This window comes from Parasaccharibacter sp. TMW2.1882 (genome assembly GCF_023337635.1).
GTDB classification, from domain to species: domain Bacteria; phylum Pseudomonadota; class Alphaproteobacteria; order Acetobacterales; family Acetobacteraceae; genus Bombella; species Bombella apis.
In genome coordinates this window covers 386200-402708 of record NZ_NWUT01000001.1, presented here as the reverse complement: position 1 = coordinate 402708, position 16509 = coordinate 386200, and the positions used below count along the sequence as shown (strand labels likewise).

General features: G+C 56.8%; 21 protein-coding genes. 1 reads left to right on the top strand and 20 read right to left on the bottom strand.

The features are described from left to right. Position 1: 1 nt before the first annotated feature. The 9 genes from CO583_RS01920 to CO583_RS09260 all read right to left on the bottom strand — a co-directional run bounded on the left by CO583_RS01920 (position 2) and on the right by CO583_RS09260 (position 6345). Entirely contained in the window at positions 2–340 is a 339-nt protein-coding gene (locus tag CO583_RS01920; RefSeq protein ID WP_249103078.1) for a hypothetical protein, read from the bottom strand. A 67-nt stretch (positions 341–407) separates the two neighbouring features. Continuing rightward, entirely contained in the window at positions 408–653 is a 246-nt protein-coding gene (locus CO583_RS01915) for a hypothetical protein (protein WP_249103075.1), read from the bottom strand. Positions 654–667: 14 nt separating this feature from the next. Then, on the bottom strand, positions 668–1999 hold the full coding sequence (locus CO583_RS01910) for a hypothetical protein (protein WP_249103074.1): 1332 nt from the start codon (positions 1997–1999) through the stop codon (positions 668–670). 107 nt (positions 2000–2106) lie between these two features. Continuing rightward, positions 2107–2793: a DUF2612 domain-containing protein gene (locus CO583_RS01905; protein ID WP_249103071.1), complete on the bottom strand. Its 687-nt coding sequence runs from the start codon at positions 2791–2793 to the stop codon at positions 2107–2109. Next, positions 2790–4028, bottom strand: a complete 1239-nt coding sequence (locus tag CO583_RS01900) for a baseplate J/gp47 family protein (RefSeq protein ID WP_249103069.1) — start codon at positions 4026–4028, stop codon at positions 2790–2792. The genes CO583_RS01905 and CO583_RS01900 overlap by 4 nt, the downstream gene beginning before the upstream one ends. Then, positions 4015–4368: a hypothetical protein gene (locus CO583_RS01895; protein WP_249103066.1), complete on the bottom strand. Its 354-nt coding sequence runs from the start codon at positions 4366–4368 to the stop codon at positions 4015–4017. Before CO583_RS01895 ends, CO583_RS01900 begins: the two co-directional genes overlap by 14 nt. Before the next feature lie 12 nt (positions 4369–4380). Further along, positions 4381–4998, bottom strand: coding sequence for a Gp138 family membrane-puncturing spike protein (locus CO583_RS01890; RefSeq protein ID WP_249103064.1), 618 nt, complete (start codon positions 4996–4998; stop codon positions 4381–4383). Further along, positions 4995–6059, bottom strand: a complete 1065-nt coding sequence (locus tag CO583_RS01885) for a baseplate hub protein (RefSeq protein WP_249103062.1) — start codon at positions 6057–6059, stop codon at positions 4995–4997. The genes CO583_RS01890 and CO583_RS01885 overlap by 4 nt, the downstream gene beginning before the upstream one ends. Next, positions 6043–6345, bottom strand: a complete 303-nt coding sequence (locus CO583_RS09260) for a phage baseplate plug protein (protein WP_408902080.1) — start codon at positions 6343–6345, stop codon at positions 6043–6045. Before CO583_RS09260 ends, CO583_RS01885 begins: the two co-directional genes overlap by 17 nt. Before the next feature lie 37 nt (positions 6346–6382). Here CO583_RS09260 and CO583_RS01875 point away from each other — a divergent pair, with 37 nt between their 5' ends. Next, positions 6383–7138: a hypothetical protein gene (locus tag CO583_RS01875; protein WP_249103056.1), complete on the top strand. Its 756-nt coding sequence runs from the start codon at positions 6383–6385 to the stop codon at positions 7136–7138. Here CO583_RS01875 and CO583_RS01870 read toward each other — a convergent pair whose 3' ends face one another. The 11 genes from CO583_RS01870 to CO583_RS01820 form a co-directional block, all read right to left on the bottom strand. Further along, positions 7139–7690 (bottom strand): phage baseplate protein, encoded by a 552-nt coding sequence (locus CO583_RS01870; protein ID WP_249103054.1) that lies wholly within the window; start codon positions 7688–7690, stop codon positions 7139–7141. 4 nt (positions 7691–7694) lie between these two features. After that, complete coding sequence (locus tag CO583_RS01865) at positions 7695–9986, bottom strand: lytic transglycosylase domain-containing protein (RefSeq protein WP_249103052.1); 2292 nt, start codon at positions 9984–9986, stop codon at positions 7695–7697. Positions 9987–10138: 152 nt separating this feature from the next. Beyond that, positions 10139–10807, bottom strand: coding sequence for a hypothetical protein (locus CO583_RS01860; protein WP_249103050.1), 669 nt, complete (start codon positions 10805–10807; stop codon positions 10139–10141). Then, the gene (locus CO583_RS01855) at positions 10804–11307 is read right to left on the bottom strand and encodes a phage tail fiber protein (protein WP_249103048.1); all 504 of its coding nucleotides are present in this window, start codon (positions 11305–11307) and stop codon (positions 10804–10806) included. The genes CO583_RS01860 and CO583_RS01855 overlap by 4 nt, the downstream gene beginning before the upstream one ends. 2 nt (positions 11308–11309) lie before the next feature. Then, on the bottom strand, positions 11310–12836 hold the full coding sequence (locus tag CO583_RS01850; RefSeq protein ID WP_249103046.1) for a DUF3383 family protein: 1527 nt from the start codon (positions 12834–12836) through the stop codon (positions 11310–11312). Then, entirely contained in the window at positions 12833–13348 is a 516-nt protein-coding gene (locus tag CO583_RS01845) for an LIC_12616 family protein (RefSeq protein WP_249103044.1), read from the bottom strand. Before CO583_RS01845 ends, CO583_RS01850 begins: the two co-directional genes overlap by 4 nt. Beyond that, positions 13329–13721, bottom strand: coding sequence for a hypothetical protein (locus tag CO583_RS01840; protein ID WP_249103042.1), 393 nt, complete (start codon positions 13719–13721; stop codon positions 13329–13331). The genes CO583_RS01845 and CO583_RS01840 overlap by 20 nt, the downstream gene beginning before the upstream one ends. Positions 13722–13734: 13 nt before the next feature. Then, positions 13735–14310, bottom strand: coding sequence for a hypothetical protein (locus CO583_RS01835; protein WP_249103040.1), 576 nt, complete (start codon positions 14308–14310; stop codon positions 13735–13737). Continuing rightward, entirely contained in the window at positions 14301–14810 is a 510-nt protein-coding gene (locus CO583_RS01830; protein ID WP_249103038.1) for a DUF4054 domain-containing protein, read from the bottom strand. The genes CO583_RS01835 and CO583_RS01830 overlap by 10 nt, the downstream gene beginning before the upstream one ends. An 8-nt stretch (positions 14811–14818) precedes the next feature. Then, positions 14819–15319: a hypothetical protein gene (locus tag CO583_RS01825; RefSeq protein WP_249103036.1), complete on the bottom strand. Its 501-nt coding sequence runs from the start codon at positions 15317–15319 to the stop codon at positions 14819–14821. An 11-nt stretch (positions 15320–15330) separates the two neighbouring features. Next, positions 15331–16509, bottom strand: coding sequence for a DUF2184 domain-containing protein (locus CO583_RS01820; protein ID WP_249103034.1), 1179 nt, complete (start codon positions 16507–16509; stop codon positions 15331–15333).

The following is a 16509-nucleotide window of genomic DNA, read 5'->3' as shown; positions in this document are numbered from 1 at the left end:
ATCAGCCTCCGAAGAAGTGGGGGTAGAGCGTGTGGACAAGCTGATAAAGGCCGCAAGCCACGGCCCCGCCAACGGCTCCCCCGCCTGAAATTGCAGCATAGAGCGTGCGGGAACGGGATGAATTGGTAGCCCGTATTTGGTCGCTCAAAGCGGCAATACCGGCCCGCTGTTCCCGGGCCAGATCGGCGATTTCCTCGTGCAGGCGCTGGATGGTCCCGCCCTGCTGGTCCTGTACGGCCTCACTGGCAGCGACACGTTCACGGGTCTGGGCGTGGCGCTCATCAAGCTGCTCATGACGGGTGCGGAGCTGTTCGAACTCCTCCCGGGTAATCTCTGGCATTTTCATCCTCTAGACATAAAAAACCGCCTCATGGGCGGCTGGTACTCATCGTATTCTGGCTGGGGGATCAGGGGTTTTTCGGGTTGAAAATATCACCGGACTTGTACTTCCCCTGCGGTGCCCGCACCCATGTCGCACCATCAATCTCGGGACACAGGCTGATGTCAGTGGCCTGCATCTCGCAGATTACCCACCCTTCTGGCTGCCAGCCCAACTTCTTGGTGCGATAGCAGAGGAAATTGATCAGCGGAGGCACGTAGTCAACGTACTCAGGGGCCTGGATTGTGGTGGTTTCAGCAGCGTTTTCACTCATTTTATTCTCCTGTTTCATGCCGGGCCTGTTACGGAAATTGTAACTGGCACCTGAGCGGTCTCGTTTGCCCACGTGGAGCCGGTCCAGACATTGATACTGATCTGGAAGCCGTTTCTGTTTTTTTGGAACCAGGCTGCAATATGAATCCGGTTATTCCCGGTATCCTGTGCGACAGGCACTACAGAAACAGCATCTCCAGAAAACGGCTCCGGAAAATCAATCTGCTGCCCATGGGAAGCCTGGACGTCAAAATTATACGTTTTTTTGGGCCCTTGGCCGCCGGATGTGACAACGTCCTGCCCGTTGAATGTCAGCGCCTTGGGTGACGCCGTTAAAAACGGCTGCCCGCCGTTATAAAGGACAAGGTTGCCATCACTCTGGAAGGCGGCCCTGGATCCAAGCCCCGGCCCGTATGCGACATTCAGGGCGGTATTCCCGTTGTCTGGCGCATTGATATATCCGGTTGTCAGCGTGCCTTGTACGGCGGGATTGCTGACGGGCAGAAGCGCACTCTCTGCCGCCTGCGCTCTGGCTGTTTCGGCCGACAGTGCTGAGACTGTAACGACTGGCTGGCCATTGAATGCCAGAATTGTGGGGGACACCGTCAGAAAGGGCCGGTCGCCGTTGTACAGGACAAGGTTGCCATCGTTCTGCAGGGCAACCCTGTATGCCAGCCCCGGCCCGTACGACAGGTTCATGGTCTGGCCGCCGTTATTGGGCGCATTGATGTATCCGGTTGTCAGCGTGCCCTGCACGGCGGGATTTGTGGCGGGCAGAAGGGATGCCTCTGCCGCCTGTGCACGTCCCCGCTCAGCGGCCAGATCGGAGGCCGTAACGAACTGCTGCCCGTTAAAGACGAGCGTATCAGGGGACAGGATGAAGAAGGGCTGGCTCCCGTTATAGATGACAAGCCGCCCATCGCCCTGGAAAGCGGCATGCATTCCCAATCCCGGCCCGTACGACAGGTTCATGGTCTGGCCGCCGTTATTAGGCGCATTGATATATCCGGTTGTCAGCGTGCCCTGCACGGCGGGATTGCTGACGGGCAGAAACCCTGCCAGAGGGTCAACCCAGCCCGCCATGCTATTCCCGGGATCGTTGGTATTCCCATCCAGCACGCAGATTAGGAACCGGCCCTGTGCAGATGGATGGGCCACCGTCGCCCCTCTTGGGTACCCCCCGATGGCATTTGCGAAATTGGCAGAAAACGGCCGCAAGAGGCCAGCCTCGGAGGCCCGGGCAGCGATGGAAAGCATCGCCAGAATCCCGTTCATGTCCTCCCCGTATGGGGGGAGGCCACCCGCTGCAAGCGGCGTCATGGTGGCTTTAGGGAAGCCAAGCGCCATCGACGCCCTGCCGGTTTCAGCCGTAGTTGCAGGGATTGTAGAAATGGTGGAGCTGTCCGCCTGAGACGCCCAGGGGATAGCAAACAGGTGCGTAGTGTCTGACTGTTTCACGATAGATGAACTCTCTGATAAAGGATGTGAATGCCTGCCGGGCGGGGAAGTGCCCCGCTCTTTTGAATCAGGGTGGCGTCCAGAGGGGACAGCTCCCAGCTGTGCCGGATTGTCATGGTGCCGGTGGCCGTTCCGAGAGATGAGGCGTTGAAAAAGATGCCGTTGTTGAAGGTCTGCGGCTGGCTGTCTTCTGACACGGCCTCGCTGAACCCCAGATAATCCCCCGAAGCGGCACCCTCCGACAGATAGATCAGGCCACGGTCACCGAAGAGGATCATGAGGATGCGGTTGATGTCAGCGATGGATCCGCTGGAGATGTTTGCTGCTGCCTTGGCGTAAATCAGCTGCCGGAAAGCGTCGTCCGTCAGGGCGTAATTGTCGGTGATTGACGCCCCGTGATAGAAGAGCCCCTCATTGAAAGGACGTTCTGCATCAGAGCCGTCCGCAGCCTCATCGAACCCCAGAAACTGGGGCTGCGCCACTTTCTGGACCCTGTTGACCCCAACAATCCTCCCCCACACGTCCAGCCCCCATCCCGTGGCCGTGGCCGGGTTCCAGACATCATGCAGGAAGGTCTCGATAGACCGTTGCGGGTCCACCGCCGCATTGAAGCGCTCGAGGATGCCGGTGAGGGCAGGGCTGTTGGCATACTGGGCGAGGATGGTCTCCCGTATGTCGATCATGCCACCACCTGCACGCTGATCGTGTCCGCCGTCACCGTGGGAAGCTGGTTGATCGGCAGTGTGAGCCTGTTCTGGCCCGCATTGCCATCAGTACCGATGGACAGGGTGAGCACTTCTGCCCAGTCCCCCAGCCCGTCCACCACGGCAGAAAGGCGGGAGGCATAGACGGTTCTGCCCAGCCGGATGCGGTTGGCCCCGGTTGTCAGATACGCCACGATGGCCTGCTGGATGAGCTGTGCCGCATTGGATGGCACGGCATCCGAGGCCGCAATCTCCATGACCACATGGACAGCAACCGGCGTCGGCCTGTCATAGCGGAACGAGTATGATGGCTGGTTGCCCGCATAAACAGGGTTGGTGTCCTGCACCGTGACGATCTGGGTGCCAACGGTGGGGATGCCCGGGGGCTTCTTGTGCAGGATGGCCTGGCCGATGTCCTGCGGGTTGCCCCCTTCCACCAGAATGTACTGTGCCCCCGCCGGGATGGTCACGCCCTGCTGCACTGTCGGAGCCTGTGCCGGATTGTCCGTCACATAAGCATCCGTCACGCCGGGCAGCTCCAGCAGCGCCCCCATGAGGGACGCATTCTGCCCGATGCTGTTGGCCGCCACGCTGGCCTGTCGTCGGGCTTCAAAATCCGCGCGGTCTTCTACATTCTGGCCGATCGATCCCGCCACAGGGTTGGTTATGGAATCCCAGCCAGATATGATCTGATATAGCCGGGTCAGCGTCCAGGCTGGGCACGGAATGGGGCCATTCTGAGTATTGGAAAACTCAATGCTGACTGTCCCGTCCGCCCCGATGGTCCCAGATGACATGGCGGTGTAGGTCTGGCCGGCCGTATCCTGGACCACGGTTCCGGACGGGATAACCGTCCCCTGTGCTCCACGGCATAGGCCGGTCACTATGGTTGGTGTTCCGGCCCGGCGCTCCATGAAGTAGATGCGCCCGATGGCATCCTGCATCACACCAGACGAAGTCTGCGGGTCCACCCCGGCCATGAGTGCGAGGAAGGCGGCATGTACATCGTTGATGATGGCGGCCTCTGATATGGCAATCTGGCTCTGGGGACGGGATGTTTCGAGATTCCCGCTGTTGTCATAAAAAGAAAGCCGCCCGGAGAAGGCGGCTTGCAGATCGGCAATGGTGCCGGTGAGAATGTCGGAGAGGGCTGGTGCCTTGAACCCGGAATCTGTCAGGGCCGGGGGCGGCACATTCGTATCAGATTGTGACATTGAGCGTCGCTCCCGTAACAGTTGTCACCAGAACATCCCCCCCTATGGTACGGGACGCCCTGTCATAAGAAAGTAGGGTTTCAGCGTCGGTGACACCCGGAACTCCTTGAGCCGCCCCGTTGATGAGGCTGCGGATAAGAGAAAAATCTGGCGTACCGGGACTGGACAGGATGCGGGATATGGGCAGACCTTGGCTCGGATCGTACCAGCCCTCACCAAGGATCAGCTTGATTTCATTCCCCACGGCTTGAGCCACGGAATAGTCATCTCCGGCCAGGGCGATATTCCCTGATCTGTCAGCCGAGACGTCCCAATCAGTATTAAGAAGAAGGTCTGCCATTGTCTGGCTCCATTATTGCGGTCCCCCAGTGTTGCTCCCGCCTGTTTGCACGCCGCCATGCACATGCTTGTCCAGACTGATGCCCCCGCCGGTCACATCCCCGCTTGCCATGATCGCCCCATTCACATGCAGATCAGCATTGACGGTAACAGGGTGAGGGCTTGTTAGGGTGATCCCCCCTTCTGGAGAGATCGAGATGACATTTTCTGGTGGTTTCTCAGTCCAGAGCGTGCGGATGTAGATGGCATCTTCCCATGCATAACAACGCATGGTTGCAGGCGTTCCAGCCTTGCGGGCCGCTTTCAGGCGTGAAATATCACGGTAGGAACAGACCACAATGCCGACATCTCCTGCCTGCGGATCAATCTGGATGACGCACTCGCCGGCCTGTTCGTAGCCGTATGGAATGTCATGGAGATTGGTATGTCCAATATCCTGATTGTCTGGCGTCACCTGATTGATAAGAGGAGAAACCACCAGACGCTTCGCGCCCGCATCCACAGACACGACCACAACGGGGAAAATGGCGTTCAATTCGCCATGAATTATCCGTCGCACAGCATAGCTTAGCCCATTTTTGTCGCCGTAAAGATCGCCTCTTGTTGCACTTCCTGGCGCTAACTCCGTCATGAGTGCCTCGCAATGGCAACCGGTGTATTTTTATCGACCATGAAGGTTGCAGCGATATGGCTCTCCCATAGCCCTTCTGGCAGTTCTGACGATAGATGGTGAGAGATGGCCCGGATTGCGTAAAGCCCCGTTGCATTGGGCAGGCTCTCGCTTTCTATTTCGATTTTATCGCCAAAATGGAGGTCTGACCTAAATATCGTTTTAACAGTAACTCCAGAACGATTAAAACTAGGAGAATAGATCATGCCATTCCCCTTGTTTATTTTTGCGTAGCTTTCTTCAGAGCGTTTTCGATACCCCCCATTGGGCCAGACAGCCAATGTCTTCCCCTCAAGAAGATAACTGAAATCACCGCCATATCGGGCCATCTTGTCGAGCTGGTCGATATAATTGCCGGTCAGATAAGGGTTGACCATGACAGTATTAACCCCGCTGTCTTCCAGAGTGTACCCGATGGCATCGGCAATCTGTTTTATAACCGTGATTGTGGGGACGCTCCCTCGGTATGAAATGACCTCCGCCTTGAGCAGCTGGATAGGCAAGAGGCTGTTGGACTGGATGCTCAAGAATGGGTCTGGCATAGAACCCATGTTGGCTATCGCATTAGTCAGATAACCACGATAAATGAGTTTTCCTTGCCCATCTTCCGAACTCTTGCCGTTCGTAGCTTTCCGGGCGAGAGGCTTCTGCCCATATTGAGTTACATCATATAGCCTGACTTCCGGGAAGTCATTGCCATTAACCCGCTGGAAAACAAGCCCATCCTGTCCATAATATCCCGCCACAGCGTTCATGATGTCTGGAGGCACGTTGGTGATGTTGATTTGAGCCGCCACGCCATCAAGCTGGCCATAACATTCAATGTCCACCTCACAGCGAAAGCCCGTCATGCGAATGGTCTTGCCCGCCAGAGCGGACGGGCTTGCCCCATCTTTCACATGAGGGTTAAACTTCTGCGTATCAGCCGGGACGTATACCTCCACGGCAAGTTGGCGGTAGGCCCAATGTCCGTCATGAAGCCGAGCCCGAAGTTTTCCGGGAGCGCTATTCTGAGTCGTCATAAATTAGCTCCCACCTACTGCCCAATCCATCTGGCTGAGGATCGGCATTACCTTGCGTATCCTGAAAGAAAAGGTCGCCGGGCAGGCCAGCGCCAACCCGGCGGATGATCGGCACCCTGTCCAGACAGATGCGTCCGGCACAAATCGGATTGCCCCCTACATCCAGAGACAGGAACATTCCATATCCGTCTCTCCATTCAAGATTGACCGTGCATGATTGCCCGGAAAGAGTAACCCCGAATGTCTGGCGTGCTGATGGCGTGACAGGGATGACATATTGGGTCATGATTGCTCCGATATGAGAAGCGTATGGTGGAGGGAACATGTCCAAGAAAAGAAACAGAAAGATCGCCATTGTCGCTATCTTTCTGGCCGTCTCTGTTCAATATGCCCATGCCGCACCGCCAATGACAGATGCTGAATGGACCGCCTACGAAGAATCGCACACACGATTTATCTTTCAACAGTTCGGCGCTGATCCAGAAACGGCACGATGGGCGGCATGGGCGATGAAGTATCAGCCATCATCACGGTGCGCCATGTCTGCACGCCCTGTTTTCCACGCCGTGGAGGGTGGAATGAGTCTCTTTCCTGGCGATGGGGAAGGTATGGTGGTCGACCATATCTGCGAGCCAGAAGCGTTGAAGCATGACGCTCTCACGATCCCACCATTTTCAGCCATCGAGGGAGAAAATGAACGCCGTCGATGGAAGATTGCTCAGAGGGATATTGATAAGGCAAGGCGAGAAGAAGATGAGCGCCACAAAGAGACAATAGCTAATACACAAGTCGTTACCCATAAATGTCAATTCGATTATGTGGAATACCCGGAGGAGGCGCAAGAATTGGGAAATGAAGGTAGCGTGATGGCTACATGCCATTTCCAGAAAGATAAGGATAATTATTGGCACGCTGATTCATGTAATTTTTCATATCGCAAAGGAACCGATGACAGTTTTTTAAACGAAGCAAAAAGATACATGACATCTGCCTGCTGGTCTTCTGAAAATTTCCCTGTGTCTCTGGATCATAATGGCACTGGTGTTCGCACAATAGATTTCTCTCTCGGCGGCAAGTAATCACCCTATTCTCTGGGGTATTTTATGTCCCATATCATCAGGTTCCATTGGCGTCCCGCTTTTTGTAACAATGCGTTTCTTGCCAGTAATCCTCACTTCTTGGAATGATAATTTAACGATCAATAGGTCACATCCTGATTGAGATGTGCGGTCAAATTCATACCCTTCTAGTGTGACATAGGTTGATTTATAGCCAGGCATCCTGAGGATTAGCAGATCGGCTTCACTTCGTAGCCCCTCTATTTTCTGAAAAACCTTGTTTTGATCGCCCGCCGCACCAAGAGGATCCCGCATAAAAACGGCGCTTACTCGCCATTTCTGAGGGGAAAGAACCTTATTATAAGATGCAATTCCCCCATCCTCCAGCGGGGCCTGTGCAACTGACGCTGTAGCGTTCAGGCTCATTCCCGTTATTTTTGCCAGAGGGAACAGGTTCTGCCCTTCTTTGGTATAAACACCCCACTGATACCCCACGGCCTCGTCCAGAAAGGACCGCCCGACACTGATGGCAGAAGCGAAGGCATTGCCCTCTAATGCTGTAATGATGCTCATGGTGTTATCCTTGACCCGTGTTCCATTGCAATGACCTGTTGCTGGCGTTTTGCGCTTTTCTGGCCATTGAACGAAGGAAGTCATCGGCGTTGTCTGTTCTGACGGTGACACCCGTAATGTTCATGTTGATGTTTGTCTCATGTTTCTTGTGCTCCCCATTGGACTGCACCTGAACTATAAGAGGGGGTGGGTTTGCCGTGGAGGCGGTTACGATTGGGGCCTCATATCTGGCAACAGGAGCAGGATGATTGCCCTGCGTCCCATGATCCCGCCGCTCCCTTGCCCCTATGGAATCGGCAGAAAGGCTCTCGAAGAGCTCCCGGTTGTTATTGGTGATCGTATCGAGATGTTTCTGGCTGATTTGCCATGAGACGGGCTGCCCATTCGGGGTTTCTGGCCCCAAGGTACGCCAAGACTCTTGAGCAAGTTGTGGACGTCTTTCACGCTCTTCTGGCTGCACTTGCCGTACGACAGGCTCTTCCCTGCTATTTGGGGCCGCTTGCTCCCTATGGGGGATGGGCTGATCCTCATAGAAACCCGCTACCTTTCTGGCATACTGGGCGTTTTCCATGCTTGTGAGATGCGCACGCCAATCGTTCCCGAACTGAGACACGATCTGGTCAATGTGCCCCTGGCCTCCGTTATAAGCCGCCAGGGCCTTGTCAGTGTCACCGTGATAATGCCGCTCCAGCTTCTCCAGAAGCCGTCTCGCACCCTCCCGGGCCTGCACAGGGTCATCAGGGTTTACCCCAAGCCATGCAGCCGTATCCGGCATCAGCTGGTATACACCTCTTGCGCCGGCCCTGGAGACAAGCCCATTCTGGCCGCCACTCTCGGTCAGGGCAACGGCATCCAGCAGTCGCTCCATGTCGATATGCTGCCTATCAGGCAGCCCGGAGCCTTCACGCTGCATCAGGCGGCGCTCTTCATCCTCATTGAAATCAGACGTATTCCATGAGCCGGGCCGTTTGCGAGCCCAATAGTGCCGGACCAGCTTTTCACGTTCCGTTCTGGCCGGATCATCGCCTCCTTCCGTGTCACCTGAGAGGGACAGGAATGAGAGTAGGGGCAAGAGCCTGCTGGCGGCCGCTACTCCAGCCCCGGCGCCAGCTGCCCCTGATCCTCCTGCCGCCACTCCAGCGGCGCCAGCTTCAAGGGCCGCCAGTTCAGCTCTCAGGGATGTGATCGTGGCCGCCATTTTAAGGCTGCCCACGACGGCTCCGATTGGAGCCAGAAGGGCAATTATAGCCCCGATGCCCGTCAGGCCAGCCGCAATGATGGCGGCATTTTTGACGGCATCGGGGTGCTTCTGGGCCATGTCATCCAGCTTGTCCACCATTTTGCCCATGCTGTCTATGACAGGCTCCATGTCATCAGCAACCAGACGGCGGAATGTGCTCACGCTGTTTTCAAGTCTGGCAAATGCCTGTGCCTCTCGCAGCTCTTTCTGCGGGTCGATATTGACGGCCTGCTCTGCGCCCTCCCGATTGAAGCGGCGGTAGGAATCGCTATCCAAAGCAAAGGCTGTGTACCCGCCCGATGTCAGCCCGCTCTCTTCAAGACGGGACGCAATCTGACGATCATTCCATCGCAAGCGGCGATAGCCTTTGATGACGGCCTGCACAAACTCATCATGCCGCATGTCTTTCAGCTGGCTGTAATCCAGCCCGGCATCACGGACAAGCTCATATGGCCCCGTAATCTGGCCTTTTGTCTCAAAGAGGGTCTGCGCCCTTTTCCAGTTCGCTATCGAAGACCGGGCCTCACCAGCGTTTGACAGCCCGGAAAGCTCTGCGCCCTTTTCTTCCCCTATGTTCGTCCGGGCGTCTGTCCCGGTACGTCTGGCAAAAGATATGGCGGATGCACCCTCCTGAGCAACGCCTTTGATGGCGGTATAAGCACCGGCCATCCCCACACCGCCACCGATGGATATGGCTGCCAGGGAAAGCAGGCTGTCCCGGAGGTTCAATACGGCCTGCCCGCGCTCTTTCAGCCGCTCCATCTCGATGCGGTGCTGCTGTCTGGCGGTCTGTTCAGCGGAACGCTTGCGCCGGGCCGCCACTCGCTCCATTTCAGCGTCCTGCTTGTCCATCTCCCGCAAGGCGTTTGAGACTTCCTTGGGCGAAGCAGACAAGGCTTTTGCCAGAGATTCGACCGTCTTGTCGCCTTCACGGGCGGCATGGATGAAGGAAGCGATCAGCCGCTCTAACTCGTCCTGTGCCTTGGCAGAGCCACCCAGAAAATCAGACGGGTCAAGGCCAAGGCTGACGCCTGCTATATGGTCAGTTTCTGGCATCAGGGACTCTCCTTATTGCTGCGCCTGCCTCTGCGCCGCCTGATGGGCTCTTCGTTCATTCCCCGCCTGCACGCTGGCAATTTCCAGCAGATCGTACAGGTCTTTCACCCCGTATACAGTCTGGAGCTCATACAGGCTGGCCAGCCTGGCGCTTATGCAGGCTGCGATGGTGCGGGGGATGTTCCGGGCGACTGCCCAGCCATCGCCTTCATCTCCGCCGCCAGAATCATCCGCTCCGCAATCGACCGGGCGGCGGGTGTAAAAAAATCGGCATGGAGGCCGAACGCTTTGGCTTTGAGCCGGGCAACGGTCGATGCATCCGAGATGAGATTGCGAACATGACGGGGGATCGCTCCATCCTCAATCACCGGCATCCATGTATCGCCGTCGCACTGGACATCACAGCATGAAAGCAGCGGGGTCATTACCGTGTCCTGCTCATCTGGACCAAGCTGCAGGAAAACCCTCAAGCCAATGAGGGCAGCCAGATTCATGGGAGCATCTTCCCGCTTGTCTTCCGTCTTCTGGTTAGCCTCCTCCTTCCGGCGGGCGATCTCATTGGCTACCACCTCAGCCGTGCGAGGTGATGCGCTATCCTTGGGGACTGCTACCGGTTCTGGCTCCTCTGCCACAAACACATCACGGATGGAACTTGTCATCATGGAAAGCAGGGCGTCATCCGGCCCGGATAGGGAGCGGGCTACAACCCCAAGCGCACGTCTGGCCCATTGCTCACAGGTGAAAGCATCCATTTCCGTAATGCGGAAACGGATTGCGGTGTCCCGGCCAGATGCCGGGCTCCAGTGCTCAATACGTCTCATGCGATCGGCTGCGGGGTGCAGCTCCCAAAGGTGAAACCGAAGCGAAGAGGGTTCTGGCTCTTCCCGTGCGAGGGGAGGGGCTGCGTCCGCATGAACACTCCACCAGAAAGGACATACCTCATCCCTTGGGCAATATTGTCCAGCGTAGCATCAATGCGGAACGTCTCACGACCTCGGTTCTGGGCGGCGGCCAAGTCCTGCAAAATCTTGACAGTCGGGGAATCTGCCATGAGCTGAAGGTTAAGAACGGTCGTTTCGCCAGATGCGATCCATCCGACCGCCAGTTCCCCGCCATCGATCGGCTTGAACACCTCTGCCATTTCCTGCTCAGAGGCATCGAACATCAGGTCGGCCGAATAGCGCTCGACTTCAATAGGCACGCTGACAAGGCTGGAAAGGGCCCCCAGGGCCGTGTTGAGACTGGCCAGACCTGTGGCGGCCCGCCAGTCCCCGATCGTGATGGTGAGCGTGCTGTTAGCTGACGTTACAGAGTGAGCCATGTTCACTGAACCTCAATGCTGTTGAGATTGATACGCTGGACAGAGCCGCCCTGCGTGTAGATGACGGTGGCCGTCACAGCCTGCCTTTTGCCACGGGTGGCAGGATCGGCGTTTTCCATCGCCACAGAGATGGCATATCCGTTGTTCTGGAGGGCCGTCAGGGTGTTCTGGCCATAAACCGTACTGATCGTCAGTGCCTCATCCTCGGAGAGGTTCACCCCCTGAGAGATCAGGCCGAAAGACAGGGCGTCATTCACCGCTGGCTGGAGCGTGGCGGCGATGATGGTATCGCCCTTTCTGGTGTAAGGGATGGCCCTGGGCAGCCGGAGCATGAGCGCAAGCAGATGCTGCATCCGGCGGTTGAACCAAATCTGCCCCATATAAGCGTCCGCCCATGCAAAGGGGCCTGATACGCCGCCAGACTGGAGCTGCGTCAGGTCCGTATCGACCGGGCCAGCGAAATTGCCAATGTAGCTAATGCCTTTCGCATCAAGGGCGGCGGCTGTTGCCCGGTCTGACACCGTGGCAGCCAAGCTGGATGACGTGCGCCCTGCGAAGGGCAGGAACCCGTTTGCCTGCGTGAAATCAACGGCTGCATAAATGCAGGATGCGAAGGCGGCCGCCAGAGGGTCACCATTCAGCCCGAAAACACCATTATAACCGGCGTTTACGGCCTGATCATACAACGTGTTCGCCTGAGACAGCGCATTGGCGGTCATGCCGGTTAGGGCGGTGTCATGAAGCGCAGCCATTACGGTGCTGTTCTGGCCGTTTGCCCACTTGGCTAGTTCCAGATACTGCGCCTGTGGGTCGAAGGCACAGAAAAAACTTGCCCACGTCGGATTGGCCGCCCGAAGAATGTCCATGACATTCCCGGCAGTGGGGGACAGGCAGGAAGGTGTTGTGATCCCGCCCTTGCTGCCCGACAGCGCCAGAGCATCCGCAACCGGCCCCGATGCCGTTGTGATTGTGCTGTCCTGTGCCGTGCCGTCGCTCTCGCTGGCCTGGGCAGGGGCCGTGATGACAAAGGCATCAAGGCCGATATTCCACGTCACCGTCCCGCCATTGCCAGAAGGCCACAAAGCCGCCTGTATCTCACTGGCCGCCTGTGAAAAGCTCGTTGCTTGGCTTAGGTCGATCTGTGCGGTTCCAGATTTCCCATTGACGTTCAGCGTCAGGGCGCCACGAACCTCCTTGAGGGCATCGAGGGTTTTCCCCGCCAGAGACCCGCCCCACAATGCGGCCTGTATGGGCGTTTTCTCATCGCTTGGCAGGTAAGCCATGTTCATGGCGGATGGGCGTGTGGACGCACCAGAATAGGCGCTGAAATAGACAACTGCCTGCTGATATTCCAGCGTGTCCTTGCCCAACAGGGAGCCGACATCATCAGCATTGGTGAATGTCAGAACCCGCCCGAAGGGTACGGATGAGCTCCGAGAGAGCATCAGGCCGTAAAGGGTATTCTGGCCTGCCCCCGTCTGGATGACGGACGGGCTGACAGAGACAAGGTAAGATAAGGGGATACTCATTTAATGTCCTCTATGATGACGGGGCCGGGGTATATGGCGGATTCAAGGGGAAGTGTGATGCGCTGATTGACCTGCATGGCCAGATCAGCCGTCCACCGTTCTTCATAATCCTGTGCTTCGTTGATGAATTGGACCTGCTGCCTCTGTTCGGCATAGAGCGGGGCCATGTCAGGGAAGTTCTGGCGGAACCAGTCGCAAGCGTGTTCATCCCGCCACAGGGTAGTGAGGATACCCATACGGTCAGCCCCGCCCTGTCCATAAGTGTCTACCTGCATGTCCACCTGTGCGGCCTGTTCAAGCGTCACCTGCCCATCCACTGAATAATCCCGGCTATTGGTTGCCAGACGGATGGTGCGCCCCGGATTGATGATGACAAATGGCGGTTTGGGGATGTCCACATCATTTTCCTGTGCCAGAATGACGGGCACATCATTAGGCATAAGGGAGCGAACATACTGGAAAACTGCCATCTGGGCGTCTTCCTGTGTTCCGCTAGTCTGGATGCTGCTCATCTGTCTGCCTCAAAGCCACAATAACCTTGCTCCAGCCATTCAGGGGCCAGTTTTCCGGCACGGAAATGACCTTCCATGTCTGGCCATTGAACAGGAACAGGTCGCCGCCCTTCATCTCGCTACGTCTGGCCCCCATGGCCTGGGCGTTCAGGTAAACCGCCCTTGTATAGGCCTGCTGGTTCAGCCCCTCGATATGCCGGAGGTCATGGGATGTCAGGGCCTGTACCTGCCCAACCAGTGGCGTATCCTGCCAGTTGGCAGAGCGTTTGCCGGTCTTCATGTCCTGCACGATGCCCATATTCTGACGCCAGATGATAGGCATGTTAGGGCTGATGCGGGATGTTGCCGCATTGGCCAAGGCACGAATATTCATGATGTAACTCTGGCTAGTTGTGTTTCCCCGGTATTCCTGGTCTCACGAAATAGGTAATGCTTCCCAGCAAATACCCCGTATCCTGAAGCGGCTTCCGGTCATACCCGAGAGCCAATGCTTCTGGTGAATACCGGTTTTTCTCATGACGCTTCCTGATCGTGTAATCCGAAAGCGGGGGGCTATCCACGGCATTGATCGAGGCTTTCAGGTCCGTAACCATCGTCAGGGACGCCCGAAGAAGGATTTTTTCTCCCGTCAGACTTTCATCGGTTACCGCCTGTTTCAGACCATGAGCAATGATATGCTCCCACTTCCCTTCATTTTTGGCGATACAGGGCCGGATGAAGGGCCGGGGGGGGATGCGGACCGTGCTTTTCCCCTGCATGTCTGGTGGCGCCGGGAGAATAGCGCCATATTCCTGAATAACTGCCACATCAGCAGCATATTCACCGCTCGGATAGCGGCAATTCTCATCCCATCCAGCTGTCAGGGTGAGCTCTTGGCCGATGCGATTGTCCATGCTCTTGAGTTGCTTCCTGAGACGCTCCAGCCCGTCTAGGTTCGCACCAAAACCACTTTTCACGGCCATGCGTAATCGTCCCACGCCGGGCCTGCCGTCAGATAGCGGGGGCCATGCAGATAGCGTTGAATGATCTGCCACGCCATCGCCCCGAACTGGTTCTGCATCAGAAACTTTTCCGTTGAACTGGCATTGCCGCCCTGGAGGGACTGAACCCCCACACCAACGGACCCCTCATGAGCGTTCGTCACGCTTCCCACCAGACCGGGCTGGAGCGTGGCACTCGCATTGTCCATGCCCTGCGATACCGTGACGGCGCCCTGCACCAGAACGATGTAGAATGCCGTCAGGTCGTACAAAGCCTCTTGGCGATCGCAAAGATTGGTTATGATGGATGAGGGGGAATTATCCAAGAACCGCTCTGCACGGCGGAAATTGACCTTTACCTGTTCTGGTGAGGCGGCAGATTGCAGGCTTGGGAAAAATGCATAGAACTCCTCAACATTCAGAGGCACTACACCTGGGGATGACACTCCATCGGAGGCGCCGCCATTATCACAATCTGCCACGCTTCACCTCACTGCCCCATCCGCTCCAGAATGGCGATCGGGTCATCGCTGTCAGTAGCCGATGCACGATTTTCCTGCGCACGTTTCTGCGCTTCCTCAGCTGCCATCCCCCGATCAATGGGAAGCCGCCGGTCATGAGTGCGAAGCTCTGCCAGATCACGGCCAACGCTCTTGGCATCGGCGCTGTTGCCAACCCGGCGGATCACCTTGCTCAAGATCATGGGGTGGGAAGCGTGAATGGTTTTCAGCGCTTCCCAGTCAGAATCTGGCACTTCTGTGAGCATGACGGCATCCGGAGCCGCTTCGCCATTGTCACGCACACCGATGCGCTTCTTCCCATCCGGCCCGAGAATGACCTTCTTCGTGGTCATGGACGTGCCCATGATTGTCACGGTACGGGGATGCCCCCGGTCAATGCGGGGCGGCTGGGTAGTATACCGGTCAAACTTGATAGGCGCGCTAAGATCAAAACGAACGTCAGAAAACGCCTTGCTCGCAATAAGTGCCATGATGCTTTCCTTTACTTGCCTGCGGCTGTCTGAGTTGGCGCTGTCAGGCCGATCATCTGGCCGATAAGGAACGGACGGACCCCAAAGAACCCGGCTGTCTGAGCCATGACCTTCTGGCTGAAATGGGCAGAATACGATTCAATGCGCCCCTCCTGATATTTCAGCTGATGTCCGCAATAGCAGGTCTTCACGCCCTGATATTCATCAATGATGATCGCCAGACGGGCACCGAGCACAGGATCATCGAACTCAGGAACAACGATGATTTCCCACATTCCAGCACCGAACAGGGCGTCATACTGCTTTGCCATGTCGAACTGATATTCGTTCGTAGCCCCGATGATGTCATTCTGGAGGCTGCCAGCAATCAGAATCTTCTTCTTGAGCGTGCGAGATGCCGCAATGTCAATGTTGCTCCCAGCCTGCTGAAGAATCTGATTGTATACCCGGCGAACATCCTCGAACTTCTGGTACCCGTTCTTGTCGGACCAGTAGATGATGTTGCCACCAGAACCGCTTGTCGTGGCATCTTTCCACACCGATGGCGTGATGGCCGGGGGCAGGTTGGGGTCCGTCAAAAATCCGTATGTCTGCTGGCCAGAAAGGCCATAAAAGGCCGTTTCGTTCAGGAACTTGGCCATAGACAGGGCGGCACTCTTCCGCTTGTCCCGAATGAGATCCAGGCGGGAGCGGCCAGCAAGGGCCGTCTCATAATCGCCATAAGCAATGGCGGTCATTTCACGGCGGGTCTGGCGCTGGTCATAGTCATAGTTGACATCAGACAGCGGCGCCGGGGCGAAATCGTCATAGGCACTGCGCTTGCTGACAAGTTCAGCGTTGGCCCACGTGATCACCCGATCAGTCGGAGACCCGGCGATGCGCTCACCAAAGGCCCGCCCGGCGTTCACGGCCCCGTAAATGACATCAACCGTATCTGGCATGATGTACTGGAGGACAGAAAGCAGCCAGCCATCATTGTTTGTTGTGGACAGGCTGCCATTCGAGGGCAGGGAGGGAGCCTGCACTGTTGCGGCGTCACCAATGCGGGCACGGGAGCCCACCAGATGAACGGGAACCGCCTGCGTCGCTCCCACTGGGGTAGCATTGAAATGCACCCCGGAGGCAGCCAGAACGCCAAGGGCCTGCCCGCTGTCATAGACCTTCTGGAGTTTCGGATTGCTCATAGCCAT

What these genes read in the sequence shown, in the direction of transcription:
- CO583_RS01920 (WP_249103078.1), bottom strand. Translation starts at nt 340, where the DNA reads ATGCCAGAGATTACCCGGGAGGAGTTCGAACAGCTCCGCACCCGTCAT.
- CO583_RS01915 (WP_249103075.1), bottom strand. Translation starts at nt 653, where the DNA reads ATGAGTGAAAACGCTGCTGAAACCACCACAATCCAGGCCCCTGAGTAC.
- CO583_RS01910 (WP_249103074.1), bottom strand. Translation starts at nt 1,999, where the DNA reads ATGGCGCTTGGCTTCCCTAAAGCCACCATGACGCCGCTTGCAGCGGGT.
- CO583_RS01905 (WP_249103071.1), bottom strand. Translation starts at nt 2,793, where the DNA reads ATGATCGACATACGGGAGACCATCCTCGCCCAGTATGCCAACAGCCCT.
- CO583_RS01900 (WP_249103069.1), bottom strand. Translation starts at nt 4,028, where the DNA reads ATGTCACAATCTGATACGAATGTGCCGCCCCCGGCCCTGACAGATTCC.
- CO583_RS01895 (WP_249103066.1), bottom strand. Translation starts at nt 4,368, where the DNA reads ATGGCAGACCTTCTTCTTAATACTGATTGGGACGTCTCGGCTGACAGA.
- CO583_RS01890 (WP_249103064.1), bottom strand. Translation starts at nt 4,998, where the DNA reads ATGACGGAGTTAGCGCCAGGAAGTGCAACAAGAGGCGATCTTTACGGC.
- CO583_RS01885 (WP_249103062.1), bottom strand. Translation starts at nt 6,059, where the DNA reads ATGACGACTCAGAATAGCGCTCCCGGAAAACTTCGGGCTCGGCTTCAT.
- CO583_RS09260 (WP_408902080.1), bottom strand. Translation starts at nt 6,345, where the DNA reads ATGACCCAATATGTCATCCCTGTCACGCCATCAGCACGCCAGACATTC.
- CO583_RS01875 (WP_249103056.1), top strand. Translation starts at nt 6,383, where the DNA reads ATGTCCAAGAAAAGAAACAGAAAGATCGCCATTGTCGCTATCTTTCTG.
- CO583_RS01870 (WP_249103054.1), bottom strand. Translation starts at nt 7,690, where the DNA reads ATGAGCATCATTACAGCATTAGAGGGCAATGCCTTCGCTTCTGCCATC.
- CO583_RS01865 (WP_249103052.1), bottom strand. Translation starts at nt 9,986, where the DNA reads ATGCCAGAAACTGACCATATAGCAGGCGTCAGCCTTGGCCTTGACCCG.
- CO583_RS01860 (WP_249103050.1), bottom strand. Translation starts at nt 10,807, where the DNA reads ATGAGACGTATTGAGCACTGGAGCCCGGCATCTGGCCGGGACACCGCA.
- CO583_RS01855 (WP_249103048.1), bottom strand. Translation starts at nt 11,307, where the DNA reads ATGGCTCACTCTGTAACGTCAGCTAACAGCACGCTCACCATCACGATC.
- CO583_RS01850 (WP_249103046.1), bottom strand. Translation starts at nt 12,836, where the DNA reads ATGAGTATCCCCTTATCTTACCTTGTCTCTGTCAGCCCGTCCGTCATC.
- CO583_RS01845 (WP_249103044.1), bottom strand. Translation starts at nt 13,348, where the DNA reads ATGAGCAGCATCCAGACTAGCGGAACACAGGAAGACGCCCAGATGGCA.
- CO583_RS01840 (WP_249103042.1), bottom strand. Translation starts at nt 13,721, where the DNA reads ATGAATATTCGTGCCTTGGCCAATGCGGCAACATCCCGCATCAGCCCT.
- CO583_RS01835 (WP_249103040.1), bottom strand. Translation starts at nt 14,310, where the DNA reads ATGGCCGTGAAAAGTGGTTTTGGTGCGAACCTAGACGGGCTGGAGCGT.
- CO583_RS01825 (WP_249103036.1), bottom strand. Translation starts at nt 15,319, where the DNA reads ATGGCACTTATTGCGAGCAAGGCGTTTTCTGACGTTCGTTTTGATCTT.
- CO583_RS01820 (WP_249103034.1), bottom strand. Translation starts at nt 16,509, where the DNA reads ATGGCTATGAGCAATCCGAAACTCCAGAAGGTCTATGACAGCGGGCAG.